Here is a 16398-nt window from a genome sequence, read left to right as displayed (position 1 = left end):
CACAGGGAAAGCCCCATGCACAGGCACGATCGCAACACAGGCCCGAACGACCAGGGAGGGCCGGCGGCATGAGCCTCGAATTTCTTCTCACTTCGCTGCTGGTGGTGGCCTCGCCAGGCACCGGCGTGGTCTACACCATCGCCGCCGGCCTGGCACAGGGCTGGCGCGCCAGCCTGATAGCGGCCTTCGGCTGCACCCTGGGCTGCGCGCCACATGCCCTGGCCGCCGTCAGCGGGCTGGCCGCCCTGCTCTACGCCAGCCCCCTGGCGCTGCAAGCACTCAGCTACGGCGGCGCGCTCTACCTGTTGTGGATGGCCTGGGGCATGTTGCGTGAACAGGGTCCGCTGCAGCTGCAGGCGCATCAGGGCGCACGCTCGAACGCCACGCTGATACGCTCGGGCGTCGCGCTCAATCTGCTCAACCCCAAGCTGTCGATCTTCTTCCTGGCCTTCCTGCCGCAGTTCCTCGAGCCCGGCCAGGCGCATGCCATGCAGCACCTGCTGACACTCAGCGGGCTGTTCATGGCAGTGACCTTCGCCGTATTCAGCGTCTACGGGCTGTTCGCCGCAGCGCTGCGCCAGCACCTGCTACAGCGCCCGGCAGTGCTGCGCACGCTGCGCTACCTGTTCGCCGCCGCCTTCGCCGTGCTGGCGCTGCACCTGGCCGGGTGGTGGTGAGGCGGCTCACTCGTAGCGCAGGGCTTCGGCCGGCTGTACCTGGGCGGCGCGCCAGGAGGGATAGAGCGTGGCAAGGAAGCTGAGCAGCAGCGCGGCGGAACAGATCAGCGCCACGTCCAGCCACTGCAACTCCGAAGGCAGGCTGCTGATGAAGTACACATCGGAACTCAGCACCTGCTGCCCTGCGAAGGATTCCAGCCAGGCCACCAGCGCACTGACGTTCAGTGCGGCCAGCACGCCGAACACGGTGCCGAACAGGGTGCCGACCAGGCCGATCACCGAACCCTGCACCATGAAGATCGCCATGATCTGCCGTGGCGTGGCGCCCAGCGTACGCAGGATGGCGATATCGCCGCCCTTGTCGGCGACCACCATGATCAGCGTGGCGATGATGTTGAACGCCGCCACAGCGACGATCAGCAGCAACAGCAGGCCGATCATGGTCTTCTCCATCTTCATCGCGCTGAACAGGCTGCCCTGCGTGTGGGTCCAGTCATCGGCGCGGTAGCCACTGCCCAGCTCGGCCACCAGTGCCTTGGACACCTGCGGCGCCTGGTAGAGGTCCTTCAGCGCCAGGCGGATACCCGGCACCGTGCCCTCCGGCAGGCGCTGCATGCTGGCGGCATCGGCGACGTTGATCAGCGCCAGCGAGCTGTCCAGCTCGGCGCCGACCTTGAAGATCGCCGCCACGTTCAGACGCTGCATGCGCGGCGTGACACCACCCGGTGCGCTGCTCAGCTCGGGAATGATCAGCGTCAGCTTGTCGCCGACCTGCAAGCCGAAACGGCGCGCGGTGATATCACCGATCACCACGCCGAACTCGCCGGGCTGCAGGTTGTTCAGGCTGCCCTGGCGGATATGGCCGGGCAGGATCGACACCTTGCCCTCCTGCGCCGGATCGATGCCGTGAATCTGGATCGGCTGCATCACCCCACGGTGCGAGAGCATGCCCTCCAGCTCGGCATAGGGCGCAGCAGCCAGCACCTGCGGATTGGCCATGGCCTTGTCCGCCAGCGCCTGCCAGTCGGCCACCGGCTGCTCACCGTAGAGCATGGCGTGCGGCACCATGCCGAGGATGCGCGAGCTCATTTCCCGCTGGAAGCCGTTCATCACCGAGAGCACCACGATCATCGCCAGGACACCCAGGCCCAGGCCGATCATCGAGGTCAGCGAAATGAAGGAGATGAAATGATTGCGGCGCTTGGCCCGTGTGTAGCGAGCGCCGATGAAGATACTCAGCGGACGAAACATCAGATGCTCACCAGTTTGCCGTCCTGCAGGCTCAGCACGCGATCCATCTGCCGGGCCAGCTGCATGTCGTGGGTCACCACCAGGAACGCGGTGTTGGAGTCGCGGCTCAGCTCGCGCATCAGCTCCTGAATACCTTCGGCGGTGTGCTGGTCGAGGTTGCCGGTGGGCTCGTCGAGCAGCACCAGGCCCGGACGGTTGACCAGCGCGCGGGCAATCGCCACACGCTGGCGCTCGCCGCCGGACAGTTCGGCCGGCTTGTGATTGAGGCGATGGCCCAGACCGACGCGTTCGAGCAGCTGGGTAGCACGCTCACGTGCCTCGGCGATCGGCGTCTTGCCGATCAGCAGCGGCATGCAGGCGTTCTCCAGTGCGGTGAACTCCGCCAGCAGGTGGTGAAACTGGTAGACGAAGCCCAGGGCGCGATTGCGCAGCAGGCCGCGTGCCGTCTCGCTCAGTGCCGACAGCTGCTCGCCGGCCAGCCAGACGCTGCCCTCGCTCGGCGTATCCAGGCCACCGAGCATGTTCAGCAGGGTGCTCTTGCCCGAACCGGAGCTGCCGACGATGGCGACGCGTTCGCCGGCCAGCAGTTCCAGCTCCAGACCATCGAGCACGACCACCGACTCGGGGCCCTCGTCGTAGCGCTTGCTCAGGTTGCGGCAGCTGAGCACGGCATTTTGCTGTTTCATGGCGTTCTGACTCATGGATTCACTCATAACGCAGGGCCTCGGCGGGCTGGGTACGCGCGGCGCGCCAGGCCGGATACAGGGTGGCGAAGAAGCTCAGCAGCAGCGCCGCGGCACAGACCATGACCACGTCGGCGCTCTGCAGCTGCGAAGGCAGGTAATCGATGAAATAGACATCGGCGTTGAGAAACTTGATGCCCAGCAGCTTCTCGATGGCAGCGATCAGGCTGCTGACATTCAGTGCGGCGACGATGCCTAGCAGCGCACCGATGAGGGTGCCGACCACGCCGATGACCGTGCCCTGGACCATGAAGATGGCCATGATCTGCCGTGGCGTGGCGCCGAGGGTGCGCAGGATGGCGATGTCGGCCTTCTTGTCGCTCACCACCATCACCAGGGTGGAGATGATGTTGAACGCGGCCACCGCGACGATCAGCAGCAACAACAGGCCGATCATGGTCTTCTCCATGCGGATGGCCTGGTAGAGGTTGCCGTGGGTGCGGGTCCAGTCGCGTGCATAGAAATCGCCGTCGAGGGTCTGGGCGATTTCCCAGGCACTGCGTGGTGCCTGGAACAGATCATCGAACTTCAGGCGCAGACCCTGCACCTGGCCGGGCTGCCAGCGGTGCAGGCGGGCCAGGTCGCTGATGTTGGCCAGCGCCAGCGCGCCGTCGATCTCGCCGGCGCCGACATGGAAGATACCGGTGATGGTGAAGCGCTTCAGGCGCGGGAACATGCCGGCCGGCGTGACCGTCACCTCGGGCGCGACGAAGGTGATCTTGTCACCCAGTTTCACCCCCAGCTTGGCCGCTGCCTTGTCGCCGATGACCATGGCGAAATCGCCGGGGCGCAGGCTGTCCAGGCTGCCCTGCTGGAAGAAGCCGTCGATGATCGACACCTTGCGTTCCTGCTCGGGGTCGATGGCATTGATCAGCACCTTCTGCACCTTGCCGTCATGCGTCAGCAGGCCCTGCATCTGGGTGAAAGGCGCCAGGGCCTCGACCCGCGGATGCTGCTTGACCTGGCTCGCCAGGGCCTGCCAGTCGCTGACCGGCGTCGCCGACTCGATGGTGGCATGGGGAATCATGCCGAGTACGCGCGTACGCATCTCATGGTCGAAGCCATTCATCACCGACAGCACCAGGATCATCACCATCACCCCGAGGGTGAGGCCGAGCATGGACGTCAGGGAGATGAAGGAGACGAAGTGGTTGCGTCGCTTGGCCCGCGTGTAACGCGTACCGATGAATACGAACAGAGGTCTGAACATGTCGGAGAGATTCGGGAGAAAGAAAAACGTCCTTGTGGCGGGGCCTGATCAGCGGCCTTACACTCAGAAACAAGTCAAAGTCCGCTGCGCAACGAGCCTGCTGCGTTGAAGTCGACTCGGGGCGCCGGTTTACCCAGGTAAACGGCACGACCTCGGCGACTCTCGCCTTGCCTGCATCCAGCTCGCGAGACTTTCAACAGGGTCTTCGACCACCACTGCTTTCATGGGTTCGCCATGTCGACAAACGATGTAGATGATCGCCGCGAATACTATCGCATCGAAGATACGATCGCACTGGAATTCACCCTGCTGGCAGGCGCCGAAGCCCAGGCCAGCGACGAACTTCACGATCCGTCGCCGCTGTTCAACCTGCTCAGCGACCTGCACCTGATGGACTTCGAGTCGCAGCACCTGCTGCGTCACATCAGCGAGCGCGACCGCACCCTGGCCAACTACCTGAAGGTGATCAACAAGCGCATCGACCTGCTCGGCCAGGCCGTCGCGCAAAGCCTGCTGCGCGATATCGGCGCGCCCCGCCAGGTGTCGCTGTCCGAGGGTGGCATCAGCTTCAACCATGCCCAGGCCGTCGCGCCGGGCAGTCACCTGGCGATCAAGATGGTGCTGATGCCCCAGGCCCTCGGCCTGTTGCTGCGGGCCCAGGTCGTGCACTGCAGCCAGCGCGCCAATGGCCAGTACGAGATCGGCACGGAGTTCGAAGCGTTGACCGACGCACAGCGCCAGTTGCTGGCCCGGCATATCCTGCAGAAACAGGCTCTGGAACGTCGCCAGGCCCGCGAATGAACGCCGCCAAGGAATCCCTATGTACCGTCTTGCCCTGCTGATCGCCCTGCTCGCCCCCGTTACCCTTCACGCTGAAACCCTGGCCATTCCCGTCGGCAGCCAGGGCAGTGACATCGACGCCCGCAACCTGCCGAAGCTGGGCGAGTCCAAGCGCTCGGTACTGGAACGCTTCGGCCTCGCGGACGAGGAGCACAAGCCCGTCGGCCAGCCACCCATCACGCGCTGGGATTACCGCGATTTCAGTGTCTATTTCGAATACGATCACGTGATCGACAGCGTGCGCCATCATCAGCCGCGCTCCCCTGACACCGCCAAGGAGCAACAGTGACTCTCATCTACGGCCATCGCGGCGCCAAGGGCGAAGCCCCGGAAAACACCCTCGCCAGCTTCCAGCGCTGCCTGGAGCATGGCGTCAGCCGTTGCGAACTGGATCTGCACCTGTCACGCGACGGCGAGCTGATGGTGATCCACGACCCGACCCTCAAGCGCACCACGGGCCTGCGCGGCAAAGTGGTCGAGCACGATGCCGCCGAACTGGTGAAGTACGATGCGCGCAAGGGCGGTCCGGGCTGGGTGCGCCCCTGCCCGATTCCGCGCCTGGCGGAGCTGTTCGAGCAATGCCCGTTCGAACACTGGCAGCTGGAGGTGAAAAGCGCCTCGAAAGTACGCTCGGCACGCACCGTACTGGCCATCGCCGAACTCGCCGAACGCTTCGGCCTGCGCGAGCGCATCACCATCACCTCCAGCTCGCGCGAAGTGCTCAAGGCCGCTCGCGAGCTGACTCCGCACCTGCAGGTGGGCCTGGTCGCCGAGTACGCCTGGCTCGACCCGCTCAAGGTGGCGGCGCACTACGACTGCCACCTGCTGGCCCTGAACTGGACGCTGTGCACCCCGGAGCGCCTGCTCAAGGCGCAGAAGCAGGGCCTGCACGTGTCGGTGTGGACGGTCAATGAAGCCGCCCTGATGCGCCGCCTCGCCGACTTCGGCGCCGACAGCATCATCACCGACTTCCCGGAACTGGCGGTACAGACGCTGCGCAGCTGAAGCGTAAGATGGCGGGTTGCACCCGCCCTACAGCTTGCGACCGACATGAAAAAACCGGCCCATGAGCCGGTTTTTTCGTTGCTGCCGCCTGAGACGCTAGAAGCTCTCCCGATTCGGCCAGCGCCACTCGGAAGCCACTACCCAGCCTGACTCCCCGACCGGCTCAGGCCGCCGGCCGGAGCCGCTCAAAAAAGCCGGTTGAGGCCGTCGAACGCTGCGACGCGATAGGCCTCGGCCATGGTCGGGTAGTTGAAGGTGGTATTGATGAAGTACTTGATGCTGTTGGCTTCACCCTTCTGGTTCATGATCGCCTGACCGATGTGGACGATCTCCGAGGCCTGGTAGCCGAAGCAGTGCACACCCAGCACTTCCAGGGTTTCACGGTGGAAGAGAATCTTCAGCATGCCCACCGGTTCGACCGAGATCTGCGCACGGGCCATGCCCTTGAAGAAGGCCTTGCCCACTTCGTACGGCACCTTGGCCTGGGTCAGTTCACGCTCGTTCTTGCCGATCGAGCTGATCTCCGGAATGGTGTAGATACCGGTCGGCACGTCATCGACGAAACGCCAGCTGCCATTGTCGACGATGCTGCCAGCGGCGGAACGGCCCTGGTCGGCGGCGGCACTGGCCAGGCTCGGCCAGCCGATCACGTCGCCCGCGGCGTAGATGTTGCTCACCTCGGTGCGGTAGTACTCGTCGACCTGGATCTGGCCACGGCTGTTGACGCCGATGCCGATGTTCTCCAGCCCCAGCTGATCGGTATTGCCGGTACGGCCGTTACACCACAGCAGGGCATCGGCCTTGATCTTCTTGCCCGACTTCAGGTGCAGGATGACGCCGTTCTCCAGCCCCTCGATGCGCTCGTACTCCTCGTTGTGACGAATCAGCACGTTGTTGTTGCGCAGGTGGTAGCTCAGCGCATCGGAGATTTCCGAGTCGAGGAAGCTCAGCAGCTGGTCGCGGTTGTCGATCAGGTCGACCAGCACGCCCAGACCGCTGAAGATCGAGGCGTATTCGCAGCCGATCACCCCGGCTCCGTAGATGATCAGGCGGCGCGGGGTATGCCCGAGGCTGAGGATGGTGTCGCTGTCATAGATGCGCGGGTGGCGGAAGTCGACGTCCGCCGGGCGGTACGGACGCGACCCGGTGGCGATGACGACCTGCTTGGCGACCAGTTTCTCCACCACGCCATTGAGGCATACCACCTCGATGGTCTGCTCGTCGGCGAAGCTGGCCGTGCCGAAGTAGGTGTCGATACGGTTGCGTGCGTAGTAGCCGGTGCGCGAGGTGACCTGCTTGGCGATGACCTTCTCGGCGCTCTTCAGCACGTCAGGGAAGGAGAACCAGCGCGGCTCACCGATCTGGCGGAACATCGGGTTGGTGTTGAACTGCATGATCTGCCGCACCGAGTGGCGCAGCGCCTTGGACGGGATGGTGCCCAGGTGGGTGCAGTTGCCGCCGACCAGCGGACGGTTGTCCACCACGGCCACCTTGCGCCCGGCCTTGGCCGCGTTCATCGCCGCGCCCTCGCCTGCAGGCCCAGAGCCCAGCACCACCACATCGTAGTTGTAGACCGCCATGTTTACTCCTTCAGATCAGGCCGGAGCGCTTGTGGCGCACCCTCGGCGGGGCCGGCAGTGGATAACGGCTGCCGGCTGTCAATCCATACCGCCTGACTCAACGCTTGCTTGCGTCGTAAGCCAGGTCGGTGTTCGGCGCATCGGCCTTGTCGCGGTTGACCTCTTCGCACTTCTCGCGGCTGCCACCACAGATCGAGCATTCTTTCTCGATGCCCAGGTTGGCGATGCCGCCGCAGGAACCGGCGATGGGTTTACGCCCCATGATCACACCGACGGCCATCATGCCGACGACCAGAACCATGGTCAGAAATACAACCAGAAACGTCATTGCTCATCTCCTGCAGCGAATAGCTGCTCGAATGCGGCCGTGCCATGTGTGACGAAGCCCTCGCCCTCACGCGTCACGAAAAACGCCGCGATACCGTTGCGCTCGGCGAACGCCATGCCGGCGTCAGGCCCAAGCACCATCAATAGGGTAGACAAGCCATCGGCGCGCAAGGTCGATCGGTCGGCCACGGTGACCGCAGCCAGCGTATGGCTGACGGGGCGCCCGGTGAGCGGATCGAGCGTATGCGAGTAGCGCTGCCCATTCTCCTCGAAGTAGTTGCGATAATCACCCGACGTGGAGATACCGTAACCATCGAGTTGCAGCACGCGCTGGGCCACGCGCTTGTCGTCACGCGGTGCCTCCAGGCCGATGCGCCAGTGGCTGCCATCGGGCTTGAAGCCAGCCGCCTTGAGCTCACCCGTGGCTTCGACCAGGTAGCTGGTGACGCCCAGCTCGCGCAGGCGCGCGACGATGCGTTCGACCGCATAGCCGGCGGCGATGCTGTTGAAGTCGACCTGCACGTCGGCGTCCTTGCACAGCTGCTCGCCATCGATGCGCAGGTGCTGCTGACCGACGCGCTGACGCACCTCGGCGAGCTTCTCCTCGCTCGGCACGGCCTCGCCCTGCCCTCTCGGGCCGAAGCCCCAGAGGTCGAGCAGCGGTTCGAGGGTCAGGTCGAAATAGCCCTGGCTCTCTTCGTGCAGGCGATCGCCGGCGCGCACCAGGTCCAGCACAGCCTGCGGCATGGTCTGACAGGCCCCGGCCGGTGCACGGTTGAACTGCTCGATCAGCGAGTCGTCACGGTAGGTGGACATCTGCAGGTCGATCTCGGCGAGGATCGCCTCGGTCGCGGCCTTGAGTTCGGCTTGTGGCGCGACACCTTCACTGCGGACGTATTTGATCGAATAGGTGCTGCCCATGGTCGGGCCACCGAACTCTTCGATCCGTTCAGAATGCAAGCAGCCCGTTAGGGCTGCCGCCAGGGCGACAGCGATAACGGGCTGAAGTACAGCTGACCTCATGCTTAGCCGCCGAAGTCGTCGAGGAGGATGTTCTCCGGCTCGACGCCCAGGTCGGTCAGCATCTTGATCACGGCAGCGTTCATCATGGGTGGGCCGCACATGTAGAACTCGCAGTCTTCCGGAGCCGGGTGGTCCTTCAGGTAGTTCTCGTACAGCACGTTGTGGATGAAGCCGGTGAGGCCGGTCCAGTTGTCTTCCGGCTGCGGATCGGACAGCGCCAGGTGCCACTGGAAGTTCGGGTTCTCGGCCTGCAGCTGGTCGTACTCTTCGTTGTAGAAGGACTCGCGCATGGAGCGCGCGCCGTACCAGAAGCTGATCTTGCGCGTGGACTTCAGGCGCTTGAGCTGGTCGAAGATGTGCGAACGCATCGGCGCCATGCCGGCACCACCACCGATGAAGACCATCTCGGCATCGGTGTCCTTGGCGAAGAACTCACCGAAAGGTCCGTACACGGTGATCTTGTCGCCCGGCTTGAGGCTGAACACGTAGGAAGACATCTTGCCCGGCGGCAGATCGTCCTTGCCCGGAGGCGGCGAGGCGATACGGATGTTGAACTTCACCAGGCCGCGCTCTTCCGGGTAGTTGGCCATGGAATAGGCACGGATCACGGTCTCGTCGACCTTGGACACGTACTTCCACTGGTTGAACTTGTCCCAGTCGCCGCGGTACTCCTCCTGGATGTCGAAGTCCTTGTAGTTGACGGTGTGCGGCGGGCATTCCAGCTGCACGTAACCACCGGCACGGAAGTCGACGTTCTCGCCTTCCGGCAGTTTCAGCGTCAGCTCCTTGATGAAGGTGGCGACGTTGGGGTTGGACTCGACGGTGCACTCCCACTTCTTGACGCCGAAGACCTCTTCAGGGACTTCGATCTTCATGTCCTGCTTGACCGGGGTCTGGCAGGACAGACGCCAGCCCTCGCGGGCCTCGCGCCGGGTGAAGTGCGACTCTTCGGTGGAGAGCATCTCGCCGCCGCCGGACTCGACGACGCACTTGCACTGCGCGCAGGTGCCGCCGCCGCCGCAGGCGGAGGACAGGAAGATGTTGTTGTCGGCCAGGGTCTGCAGCAGCTTGCCGCCGGCCGGTACCACGATGGTTTTTTCGCCGTTGATCTCGATGCTCACGTCACCGCTGGACACCAGCTTGGCGCGAGCGGCGAGGATGATCAGCACCAGCGCAAGGACGATGGCGGTGAACATGCCGATGGCGAGGAAGATTTCGTAATTCATCTGTTCATCCTTTCCTTACAGCTGCACGCCGGAGAAGGACATGAAGCCCAGCGACATCAGACCGATGGTGATGAAGGTGATGCCCAGACCCTGCAGGCCAGCCGGTACATCGCTGTACTTGAGCTTCTCGCGGATGCCCGCCAGCGCGGCGATGGCCAGCGCCCAGGACACGCCCGCGCCGACACCGTAGACGGTGCTTTCGGCCAGGTTGTAATCACGCTCGACCATGAACAGCGAGCCACCCATGATGGCGCAGTTTACGGTGATCAGCGGCAGGAACACCCCCAGGGCGTTGTAGAGCGACGGCACGTACTTATCCAGGGTCATTTCCAGGATCTGCACGATCGCCGCGATCACGCCGATGAAGGTCAGCAGGCCAAGGAAGGACAGGTCGACGTCAGGCAGACCGGCCCAGGCCAGGGCACCATCCTTGAGGATGTTGGAGTAGATCAGGTTGTTCACCGGCATGGTGATACCCAGCACCACGACCACGGCGATGCCGAGGCCGATGGCGGTTTCCACCTTCTTGGAGATGGCGATGAAGGTACACATGCCGAGGAAGAACGCCAGCGCCATGTTCTCGACGAACACCGCACGGACGAACAGGCTGATGTAATGTTCCATTAATAGGCCTCCTTGCTGGATACCTGAGGCGCCATCTTGTAGGCATTGGACTCGACCTGGTCTTTCTTCCAGCTACGAATGGCCCAGATGAACAGGCCGATCAGGAAGAACGCCGAAGGCGGCAGCAGCAGCATGCCGTTGGGCTGATACCAGCCACCGTCGTTGACCACGGAAAGGATCTCGTAGCCCATCAGCTTGCCGGCACCGAACAGCTCACGGATCACGCCCAGGGCGATCAGCATGGCGCTGTAGCCCAGACCGTTACCGATACCGTCGAAGAACGACAGCACGGGCGGGTTCTGCATGGCGAATGCTTCGGCACGGCCCATCACGATGCAGTTGGTGATGATCAGGCCGACGAACACCGACAGCTGTTTGGACAGGCTGAAGGCATAGGCCTTGAGCACCTGATCGACCACGATCACCAGGGAGGCAATGATCACCATCTGCACGATCATGCGGATCGAGCCGGGGATCTGGCTGCGGATCATCGAGATGAACAGGTTGGAGAACGCCGTGACCAGGGTCAGCGCGGCGGACATCACCAGCGCGGTCTGCAGGTTGGACGTGACCGCCAGGGCCGAGCAGATCCCGAGGATCTGCAGACCGATGGGGTTGTTGTTGAAGATCGGGTTGAGCAGGACTTCTTTAATAGTCGGCTGCGACATGATCAGGCCTCCCCTGCGCGCAGGTTAGCGATAAACGGACCGAAGCCGTTCTGGCCGAGCCAGAACTTCAGCAGATGATCCACCCCGTTGCTGGTGAGCGTGGCACCGGCGAGCGCGTCGACCTGATGGGTCGCTTGCGGGCTCTGCGGGTCGACACCACCCTTGACGACCTGCACGGCGAGCTTGCCGTCTTCGTCGAACAGGGTCTTGCCCGGCCACTGGCCTTTCCATTTCGGGTTGTCGACTTCACCACCGAGGCCCGGCGTCTCGCCGTGCTGGTAGAAGCCCATGCCGACCACGGTGTTGAGGTCGCCCTTGACCGCGATGAAGCCGTGCAGGGTCGACCACAGGCCATAGCCACGCACCGGCAGGATCAGGGTTTCCACCTGGCCATCCTTCTCCACCATGTACACGGTGGTGTAACGCTCCTGGCGCTTGATCCCGGCAATGTCCTCGCTACCGCTGAGCACGGTGGACAGCTTGGGATCCTTGGCCGCCTTGAGCGGGTCGAAGGTGATCGGGTCGAAGGCATCGGAGAACTTGCCGGTTTCCAGGTCCACCAGCTTGGCGGTGATGGCACCGTCGAACACCTGCTTGACCTGCGCCGAGGACATGCCCGGCTGGGCCAGGCCGGCGATCGCCAGGATGCTGCGCTGCTTGTCCAGCAGGCGGTTCTCGACCTGGGTCGGTTTCAGTGCGATGGCCGCGCCGGCAACGAATACCGAACACACGAGGCACACCAGCACGGCCACCGTCAGCGTGCGGACGGTGGATTCTTTTTGACTAGACATTGCGTGCCAGCCTCCGCTTGATATTGGCCTGAACGACGAAGTGGTCGATCAGCGGTGCGAACAGGTTGGCGAACAGGATCGCCAGCATCATGCCCTCGGGGAAGGCCGGGTTGACCACACGGATCAACACCACCATCACGCCGATCAGGGCACCGAAGATCCACTTGCCGGTGTTGGTCATGGACGCCGATACCGGATCGGTGGCCATGAAGAACATGCCGAAGGCGAAGCCGCCGACGACCAGATGCCAGTACCACGGCATGGCGAACATCGGGTTGCTGTCCGAGCCAATCAGGTTGAGCAGCAGGCTGAGGCCGATCATGCCCAGCATCACGCCGACGACGATGCGCCAGGAAGCGATGCGGGTCAGCAGCAGCACCAGGCCGCCGATGGCGATGGCCAGGGTGCTGGTCTCGCCCAGCGAACCGTGAATGGTGCCGACGAAGGCGTCCATCCAGGTGATGCCGTTGTTGATCACGTTCTCGATGCCGCCGGACGCCGCCAGGCTCAGCGAGGTCGCGCCAGCGAAACCGTCGACGGCGGTCCAGACCGCATCACCCGACATCTGCGCCGGGTAGGCGAAGAACAGGAAGGCACGACCGGTCAGCGCCGGGTTGAGGAAGTTCTTGCCGGTACCGCCGAACACTTCCTTGCCGATCACCACGCCGAAGCTGATGCCCAGGGCGACCTGCCACAGCGGAATGCTCGGCGGCAGGATCAAGGCGAACAGCACGGAGGTGACGAAGAAGCCTTCGTTGACCTCATGACGACGGATCGAGGCGAACAGCACTTCCCAGAAACCGCCGACGATGAAGGTCACCGCGTAGACGGGCAGGAAGTAGGCTGCGCCCTGGATGAAGTTGTCCCACAGGCTGCCAGGATCGAAGCCGGCCAGCGAACCGATCAGCGCGAAGCGCCAGCCTTCCTGGGCCGCCAGCAGCTCGGGGCTCTGGGCGAAGATCAGGTTGGCCTGGTAGCCGGTGTTCCACATGCCGAAGAACATGGCCGGGAAGGTGCACAGCCACACGGTGATCATCATGCGCTTGAGGTCGATGCCATCACGCACGTGAGCGGTGGTCTTGGTCACGCTGCCAGGACGGTAGAAGAAGGTGTCGATGGCTTCGTAGAGGGCGTACCACTTCTCGTACTTGCCGCCCTTCTCGAAGTTGTGCTCGATCTTGTCGAGGAATGCACGAATACCCACGGATTAACCCTCCTTCTCGATACGGGCGAGGTTGTCCCGCAGGATCGGGCCATATTCATACTTGCCGGCGCACACGTAGGTGCACAGCGCCAGGTCTTCTTCGTCGAGTTCGAGGCAGCCGAGCTTCTGCGCCATCTCGGTATCACCGACGATCAGGTAGCGCAGCAGCTGGGTCGGCAGGATGTCCAGCGGCATCACGGCTTCGTAGTTGCCCACCGGTACCATGGCGCGCGGGCTGCCATTGGTGGTGGTGGTGAAGTTGAACAGCTTGGCGCCGGCCAGCTTGGAAACGAAGATGTTCAGCACCGAGTGCTTGTTCACCCCGGCACGCAGGTAGTGCAGCATCTCGCGGTCATTGCCCTCGCCCAGGCAGGACACCTGGTTGTGGTAGCGACCGAGGAAGGCGAACGCGCCCTGGGCGGTACGCCCACCGAACACGGAGCCGGAAATCACCCGGTTGAAGCCGGGCTTGAGTTCACCGGCGGTGAGCTCTTCCAGGCTGGCGCCCAGACGGGTACGCAGCAGACGCGGCTGCTCGGCGACCGGGCCACCCAGCGCGACGACGCGCTCGACGAACAGCTGCCCCGTGGTGAACAGCTTGCCAACGGCGATCACGTCCTGATAGCCGATCTGCCAGACGCTCTTGCTGGCGCTGACCGGGTCGAGGAAATGAATGTGGGTACCTGGCAGACCGGCCGGGTGCGGGCCGGCGAAGGCCTCGCTCTGCACCTTGGCCAGGCTCTCGCCGGGCAGGCTGACGCCATCGGCCTTGCACAGGAAGACCTTGGCCAGGTTACCGAGAACCTTCAGGCCATTTTCGAAATCAGCGGCATATTCGCCAATGATCACCGCCGGATCGGCGGCCAGCGGGTGAGTATCGACCGCGGTCACGAAGATCGAGCTGGGTACCGCATCCAGGGCCGGCACCTTGCTGAACGGACGGCTACGCAGCGCAGTCCACAGGCCGGACTGCTGCAGGTTCTCGCGAACCTGCTCGTCACTCAGCGCTTCGAGCTGGTCGGCAGCGTACTGGGCGAAGGTTTCCTGCTCATCGCCGTCGATATCGATGACGACCGATTGCAGGACACGCTTCTCGCCACGGTGAATGGCACTGATAACGCCAGCAGCGGGGGCGGTGTAACGCACGCCGGGTGTCTTCTTGTCGGTAAACAGCAACTGACCGAGCTTGACTCGGTCACCGACCTGCACTTCCATCGTCGGCTTCATCCCGTGATAGTCGAAGCCGATGACGGCGACACTGCGCACGGGCCTTGCGGCCTCGATACGCTGTGCCGGCGCACCCGTTATGGGCAAATCGAGCCCATGCTTTAGTTTGATCATAGGTTTGCCTAACCACTGATTTAGAAAGCTTTTTATAAGACAGGGGGCAACGCCCGCAGACCCAATAGGATCAACCACCTCGGCATGTCGCTGAGGTGCATAAGGGTGCCGGTCCTGGGTAAAAAATCTGCTCGATTATAAAGATGGCCCCCTGGACTGGCCACCCAAGTGCTTGCTTTTTTTGACCCTCTGGTAACAGCAAGCAACACTTCACGTGCCGCCAGGCATCAACCAGACGCAGCGGACAGACGATGTACATACGACCATCGTCCAAGCGCCGCCACCTGCCCCACCCTCGAATACGCGCCGCGAGCGACCAGCCAGCGGCGGCCGCGCATAAAAAACGGGAGCCGAAGCTCCCGTCTTGTCACACCCCGGCGCTTAGCGCGGGAAAGCAGGCGGGTTGACCCCGGCCATGTCTTCCATCACTCGCACCACCTGGCAGCTGTAACCGAACTCGTTGTCGTACCAGACGTACAGAACGACGCGGTTATCGTTGGCGATGGTCGCCTCGGCATCGACCACACCAGCATGACGCGAGCCGACGAAGTCAGTGGACACCACTTCCTGCGAGCTGACGAAATCGATCTGCTTCTGCAGGTCCGAGTGCATGGCCATCTGGCGCAGGTACTCGTTGATCTCTTCGCGGCTGGTGGCCTTCTCCAGGTTCAGGTTGAGGATGGCCATCGACACGTTCGGCGTCGGTACGCGAATGGCGTTGCCGGTCAGCTTGCCCTTCAGCACCGGCAGTGCCTTGGCGGCAGCGGTGGCGGCGCCGGTCTCGGTGATCACCATGTTCAGCGCAGCACTGCGACCACGACGACTGCCCTTGTGGAAGTTGTCGATCAGGTTCTGGTCGTTGGTGTACGAGTGAACGGTCTCGACGTGGCCGTTGACGATGCCGAACTTGTCATTGACCGCCTTGAGCACCGGCACGATGGCGTTGGTGGTGCAGGACGCGGCGGAGATGATCTTGTCGTCCGCGGCGATTTCGCCGTGGTTGATGCCGTGCACGATGTTCTTCAGCGCGCCCTTGCCCGGCGCGGTCAGCACGACGCGGTCGACGCCCGGGCACTTCAGGTGCTGGCCGAGGCCTTCGGCATCACGCCATTTGCCGGTGTTGTCCACCAGCAGGGCGTTCTTGATGCCGTACTGGGTGTAGTCGATGGACGCCGGATCGTTGGAGTAGATGATCTGGATCAGGTTGCCGTTGGCAGTCAGGGTGCTGCTGGCTTCATCGATGGTGATGGTGCCATTGAACTTGCCGTGTACCGAGTCGCGGCGCAGCAGGCTGGCGCGCTTGACCAGGTCGTTCTCGGCGCCCTTGCGCACGACGATGGCACGCAGACGCAGGCCGTCGCCACCACCGGTCTTCTCGATCAGGATGCGCGCCAGCAGGCGGCCGATGCGACCGAAGCCGTAGAGCACCACGTCGGTGCCTTCACGGGCAGCGCCGTTCTGCTTGCCCACGACCTCTTCCAGCTCGTCCTTGACGAACTGTTCGACGCCGCGGCCAGCGCCTTCGGCCTTGAACTTGGCAACCATCTTGCCCAGGTCCACGGAAGCGGCGCCCAGCTTGAGCTCGCTCATGGCCTTGAGCATCGGGAAGGTGTCGTGTACCGACAGTTCGGCCTCGTCAGCCAGGCGGTGACGGGCGAAACGGTGAGCCTTGAGGATGTCGATGACCGAACGGTTGATCAGGCCACGGCCATAGATCGAGGTCACCACATTGTTGTTGCGATAGAGCTGACCAATCAGCGGAATCATCGCTTCCGCGAGGGCTTCACGATCGATCCATTCACCGAGACACTGGTCGGGCTTCTGAGTCACGGGCAGTACCTTCCACATGTAGGGGCTGAAAAAAGGGGCTACATTATGACGGCGCTCG

At 63.4% G+C, this 16398-nt stretch carries 17 protein-coding genes; 4 read left to right on the top strand and 13 right to left on the bottom strand.

Annotated features, from left to right (window positions below; translation table 11 throughout):
* The first annotated feature begins 68 nt into the window (after nt 1-68).
* Complete coding sequence (locus FIV02_RS08165; RefSeq protein WP_152488324.1) at nt 69-677, top strand: LysE family translocator; 609 nt, start codon at nt 69-71, stop codon at nt 675-677.
* A 6-nt stretch (nt 678-683) separates the two neighbouring features.
* On the opposite strand, the gene FIV02_RS08160 is transcribed toward FIV02_RS08165, so the two are convergent.
* The 3 genes from FIV02_RS08160 to FIV02_RS08150 are packed head-to-tail and all read right to left on the bottom strand — an operon-like array spanning nt 684 to nt 3881.
* Complete coding sequence (locus FIV02_RS08160; RefSeq protein WP_047589828.1) at nt 684-1928, bottom strand: lipoprotein-releasing ABC transporter permease subunit; 1245 nt, start codon at nt 1926-1928, stop codon at nt 684-686.
* Nucleotides 1928-2614, bottom strand: a complete 687-nt coding sequence (lolD, locus tag FIV02_RS08155) for a lipoprotein-releasing ABC transporter ATP-binding protein LolD (protein WP_371923236.1) — start codon at nt 2612-2614, stop codon at nt 1928-1930. The genes FIV02_RS08160 and lolD overlap by 1 nt, the downstream gene beginning before the upstream one ends.
* A gap of 19 nt (nt 2615-2633) precedes the next feature.
* The gene (locus FIV02_RS08150) at nt 2634-3881 is read right to left on the bottom strand and encodes a lipoprotein-releasing ABC transporter permease subunit (protein WP_047589830.1); all 1248 of its coding nucleotides are present in this window, start codon (nt 3879-3881) and stop codon (nt 2634-2636) included.
* A 234-nt stretch (nt 3882-4115) separates the two neighbouring features.
* Here FIV02_RS08150 and FIV02_RS08145 point away from each other — a divergent pair, with 234 nt between their 5' ends.
* From FIV02_RS08145 to FIV02_RS08135, 3 genes are read left to right on the top strand one after another with little or no spacing between them, the layout of a single operon-like run.
* Nucleotides 4116-4682: a PilZ domain-containing protein gene (locus tag FIV02_RS08145; RefSeq protein ID WP_037049118.1), complete on the top strand. Its 567-nt coding sequence runs from the start codon at nt 4116-4118 to the stop codon at nt 4680-4682.
* A 19-nt stretch (nt 4683-4701) separates the two neighbouring features.
* Complete coding sequence (locus tag FIV02_RS08140) at nt 4702-5010, top strand: hypothetical protein (protein ID WP_047589832.1); 309 nt, start codon at nt 4702-4704, stop codon at nt 5008-5010.
* On the top strand, nt 5007-5726 hold the full coding sequence (locus tag FIV02_RS08135) for a glycerophosphodiester phosphodiesterase family protein (RefSeq protein ID WP_150608880.1): 720 nt from the start codon (nt 5007-5009) through the stop codon (nt 5724-5726). The genes FIV02_RS08140 and FIV02_RS08135 overlap by 4 nt, the downstream gene beginning before the upstream one ends.
* Before the next feature lie 185 nt (nt 5727-5911).
* Here the strand turns inward: FIV02_RS08135 and sthA are convergent, their stop codons facing one another.
* From sthA to FIV02_RS08085, 10 genes are all read right to left on the bottom strand, one after another.
* Nucleotides 5912-7306: a Si-specific NAD(P)(+) transhydrogenase gene (gene sthA / locus FIV02_RS08130; RefSeq protein ID WP_037048600.1), complete on the bottom strand. Its 1395-nt coding sequence runs from the start codon at nt 7304-7306 to the stop codon at nt 5912-5914.
* Between the two features lie 97 nt (nt 7307-7403).
* The gene (gene nqrM, locus FIV02_RS08125; RefSeq protein WP_037048601.1) at nt 7404-7634 is read right to left on the bottom strand and encodes a (Na+)-NQR maturation NqrM; all 231 of its coding nucleotides are present in this window, start codon (nt 7632-7634) and stop codon (nt 7404-7406) included.
* Nucleotides 7631-8554, bottom strand: a complete 924-nt coding sequence (locus FIV02_RS08120; protein ID WP_152488323.1) for an FAD:protein FMN transferase — start codon at nt 8552-8554, stop codon at nt 7631-7633. Before FIV02_RS08120 ends, nqrM begins: the two co-directional genes overlap by 4 nt.
* 104 nt (nt 8555-8658) lie before the next feature.
* A complete protein-coding gene (gene nqrF / locus FIV02_RS08115) occupies nt 8659-9882 on the bottom strand; it encodes an NADH:ubiquinone reductase (Na(+)-transporting) subunit F (RefSeq protein WP_037048607.1) in 1224 nt (407 codons plus the stop codon).
* A gap of 15 nt (nt 9883-9897) precedes the next feature.
* Nucleotides 9898-10506, bottom strand: a complete 609-nt coding sequence (gene nqrE, locus FIV02_RS08110) for an NADH:ubiquinone reductase (Na(+)-transporting) subunit E (RefSeq protein WP_037048611.1) — start codon at nt 10504-10506, stop codon at nt 9898-9900.
* The gene (locus tag FIV02_RS08105; RefSeq protein ID WP_172979207.1) at nt 10506-11180 is read right to left on the bottom strand and encodes an NADH:ubiquinone reductase (Na(+)-transporting) subunit D; all 675 of its coding nucleotides are present in this window, start codon (nt 11178-11180) and stop codon (nt 10506-10508) included. Before FIV02_RS08105 ends, nqrE begins: the two co-directional genes overlap by 1 nt.
* Complete coding sequence (locus FIV02_RS08100; protein WP_047589840.1) at nt 11177-11965, bottom strand: Na(+)-translocating NADH-quinone reductase subunit C; 789 nt, start codon at nt 11963-11965, stop codon at nt 11177-11179. Before FIV02_RS08100 ends, FIV02_RS08105 begins: the two co-directional genes overlap by 4 nt.
* On the bottom strand, nt 11958-13169 hold the full coding sequence (locus tag FIV02_RS08095) for an NADH:ubiquinone reductase (Na(+)-transporting) subunit B (protein WP_037048619.1): 1212 nt from the start codon (nt 13167-13169) through the stop codon (nt 11958-11960). The genes FIV02_RS08100 and FIV02_RS08095 overlap by 8 nt, the downstream gene beginning before the upstream one ends.
* 3 nt (nt 13170-13172) lie before the next feature.
* On the bottom strand, nt 13173-14510 hold the full coding sequence (locus tag FIV02_RS08090) for a Na(+)-translocating NADH-quinone reductase subunit A (protein ID WP_152488322.1): 1338 nt from the start codon (nt 14508-14510) through the stop codon (nt 13173-13175).
* Nucleotides 14511-14891: 381 nt separating this feature from the next.
* Entirely contained in the window at nt 14892-16358 is a 1467-nt protein-coding gene (locus FIV02_RS08085) for a glyceraldehyde-3-phosphate dehydrogenase (protein ID WP_047589845.1), read from the bottom strand.
* Nucleotides 16359-16398: the final 40 nt, after the last annotated feature.

The sequence above is a fragment of the Pseudomonas sp. THAF187a genome (genome assembly GCF_009363395.1).
Classification (GTDB): domain Bacteria; phylum Pseudomonadota; class Gammaproteobacteria; order Pseudomonadales; family Pseudomonadaceae; genus Aquipseudomonas; species Aquipseudomonas khazarica.
The sequence above is the reverse complement of the archived record's forward strand: the minus strand, read 5'-3'. Positions and strand labels throughout refer to the sequence as shown.

Excerpts from the sequence above, each read along its gene's own strand:
- nqrE (WP_037048611.1), bottom strand. The coding sequence starts at position 10,506 with ATGGAACATTACATCAGCCTGTTCGTCCGTGCGGTGTTCGTCGAGAAC.
- lolD (WP_371923236.1), bottom strand. The coding sequence starts at position 2,614 with ATGAAACAGCAAAATGCCGTGCTCAGCTGCCGCAACCTGAGCAAGCGC.
- FIV02_RS08085 (WP_047589845.1), bottom strand. The coding sequence starts at position 16,358 with ATGTGGAAGGTACTGCCCGTGACTCAGAAGCCCGACCAGTGTCTCGGT.
- FIV02_RS08140 (WP_047589832.1), top strand. The coding sequence starts at position 4,702 with ATGTACCGTCTTGCCCTGCTGATCGCCCTGCTCGCCCCCGTTACCCTT.
- FIV02_RS08165 (WP_152488324.1), top strand. The coding sequence starts at position 69 with ATGAGCCTCGAATTTCTTCTCACTTCGCTGCTGGTGGTGGCCTCGCCA.
- nqrF (WP_037048607.1), bottom strand. The coding sequence starts at position 9,882 with ATGAATTACGAAATCTTCCTCGCCATCGGCATGTTCACCGCCATCGTC.
- FIV02_RS08160 (WP_047589828.1), bottom strand. The coding sequence starts at position 1,928 with ATGTTTCGTCCGCTGAGTATCTTCATCGGCGCTCGCTACACACGGGCC.
- FIV02_RS08150 (WP_047589830.1), bottom strand. The coding sequence starts at position 3,881 with ATGTTCAGACCTCTGTTCGTATTCATCGGTACGCGTTACACGCGGGCC.
- FIV02_RS08120 (WP_152488323.1), bottom strand. The coding sequence starts at position 8,554 with ATGGGCAGCACCTATTCGATCAAATACGTCCGCAGTGAAGGTGTCGCG.
- FIV02_RS08145 (WP_037049118.1), top strand. The coding sequence starts at position 4,116 with ATGTCGACAAACGATGTAGATGATCGCCGCGAATACTATCGCATCGAA.
- FIV02_RS08090 (WP_152488322.1), bottom strand. The coding sequence starts at position 14,510 with ATGATCAAACTAAAGCATGGGCTCGATTTGCCCATAACGGGTGCGCCG.
- nqrM (WP_037048601.1), bottom strand. The coding sequence starts at position 7,634 with ATGACGTTTCTGGTTGTATTTCTGACCATGGTTCTGGTCGTCGGCATG.
- sthA (WP_037048600.1), bottom strand. The coding sequence starts at position 7,306 with ATGGCGGTCTACAACTACGATGTGGTGGTGCTGGGCTCTGGGCCTGCA.
- FIV02_RS08100 (WP_047589840.1), bottom strand. The coding sequence starts at position 11,965 with ATGTCTAGTCAAAAAGAATCCACCGTCCGCACGCTGACGGTGGCCGTG.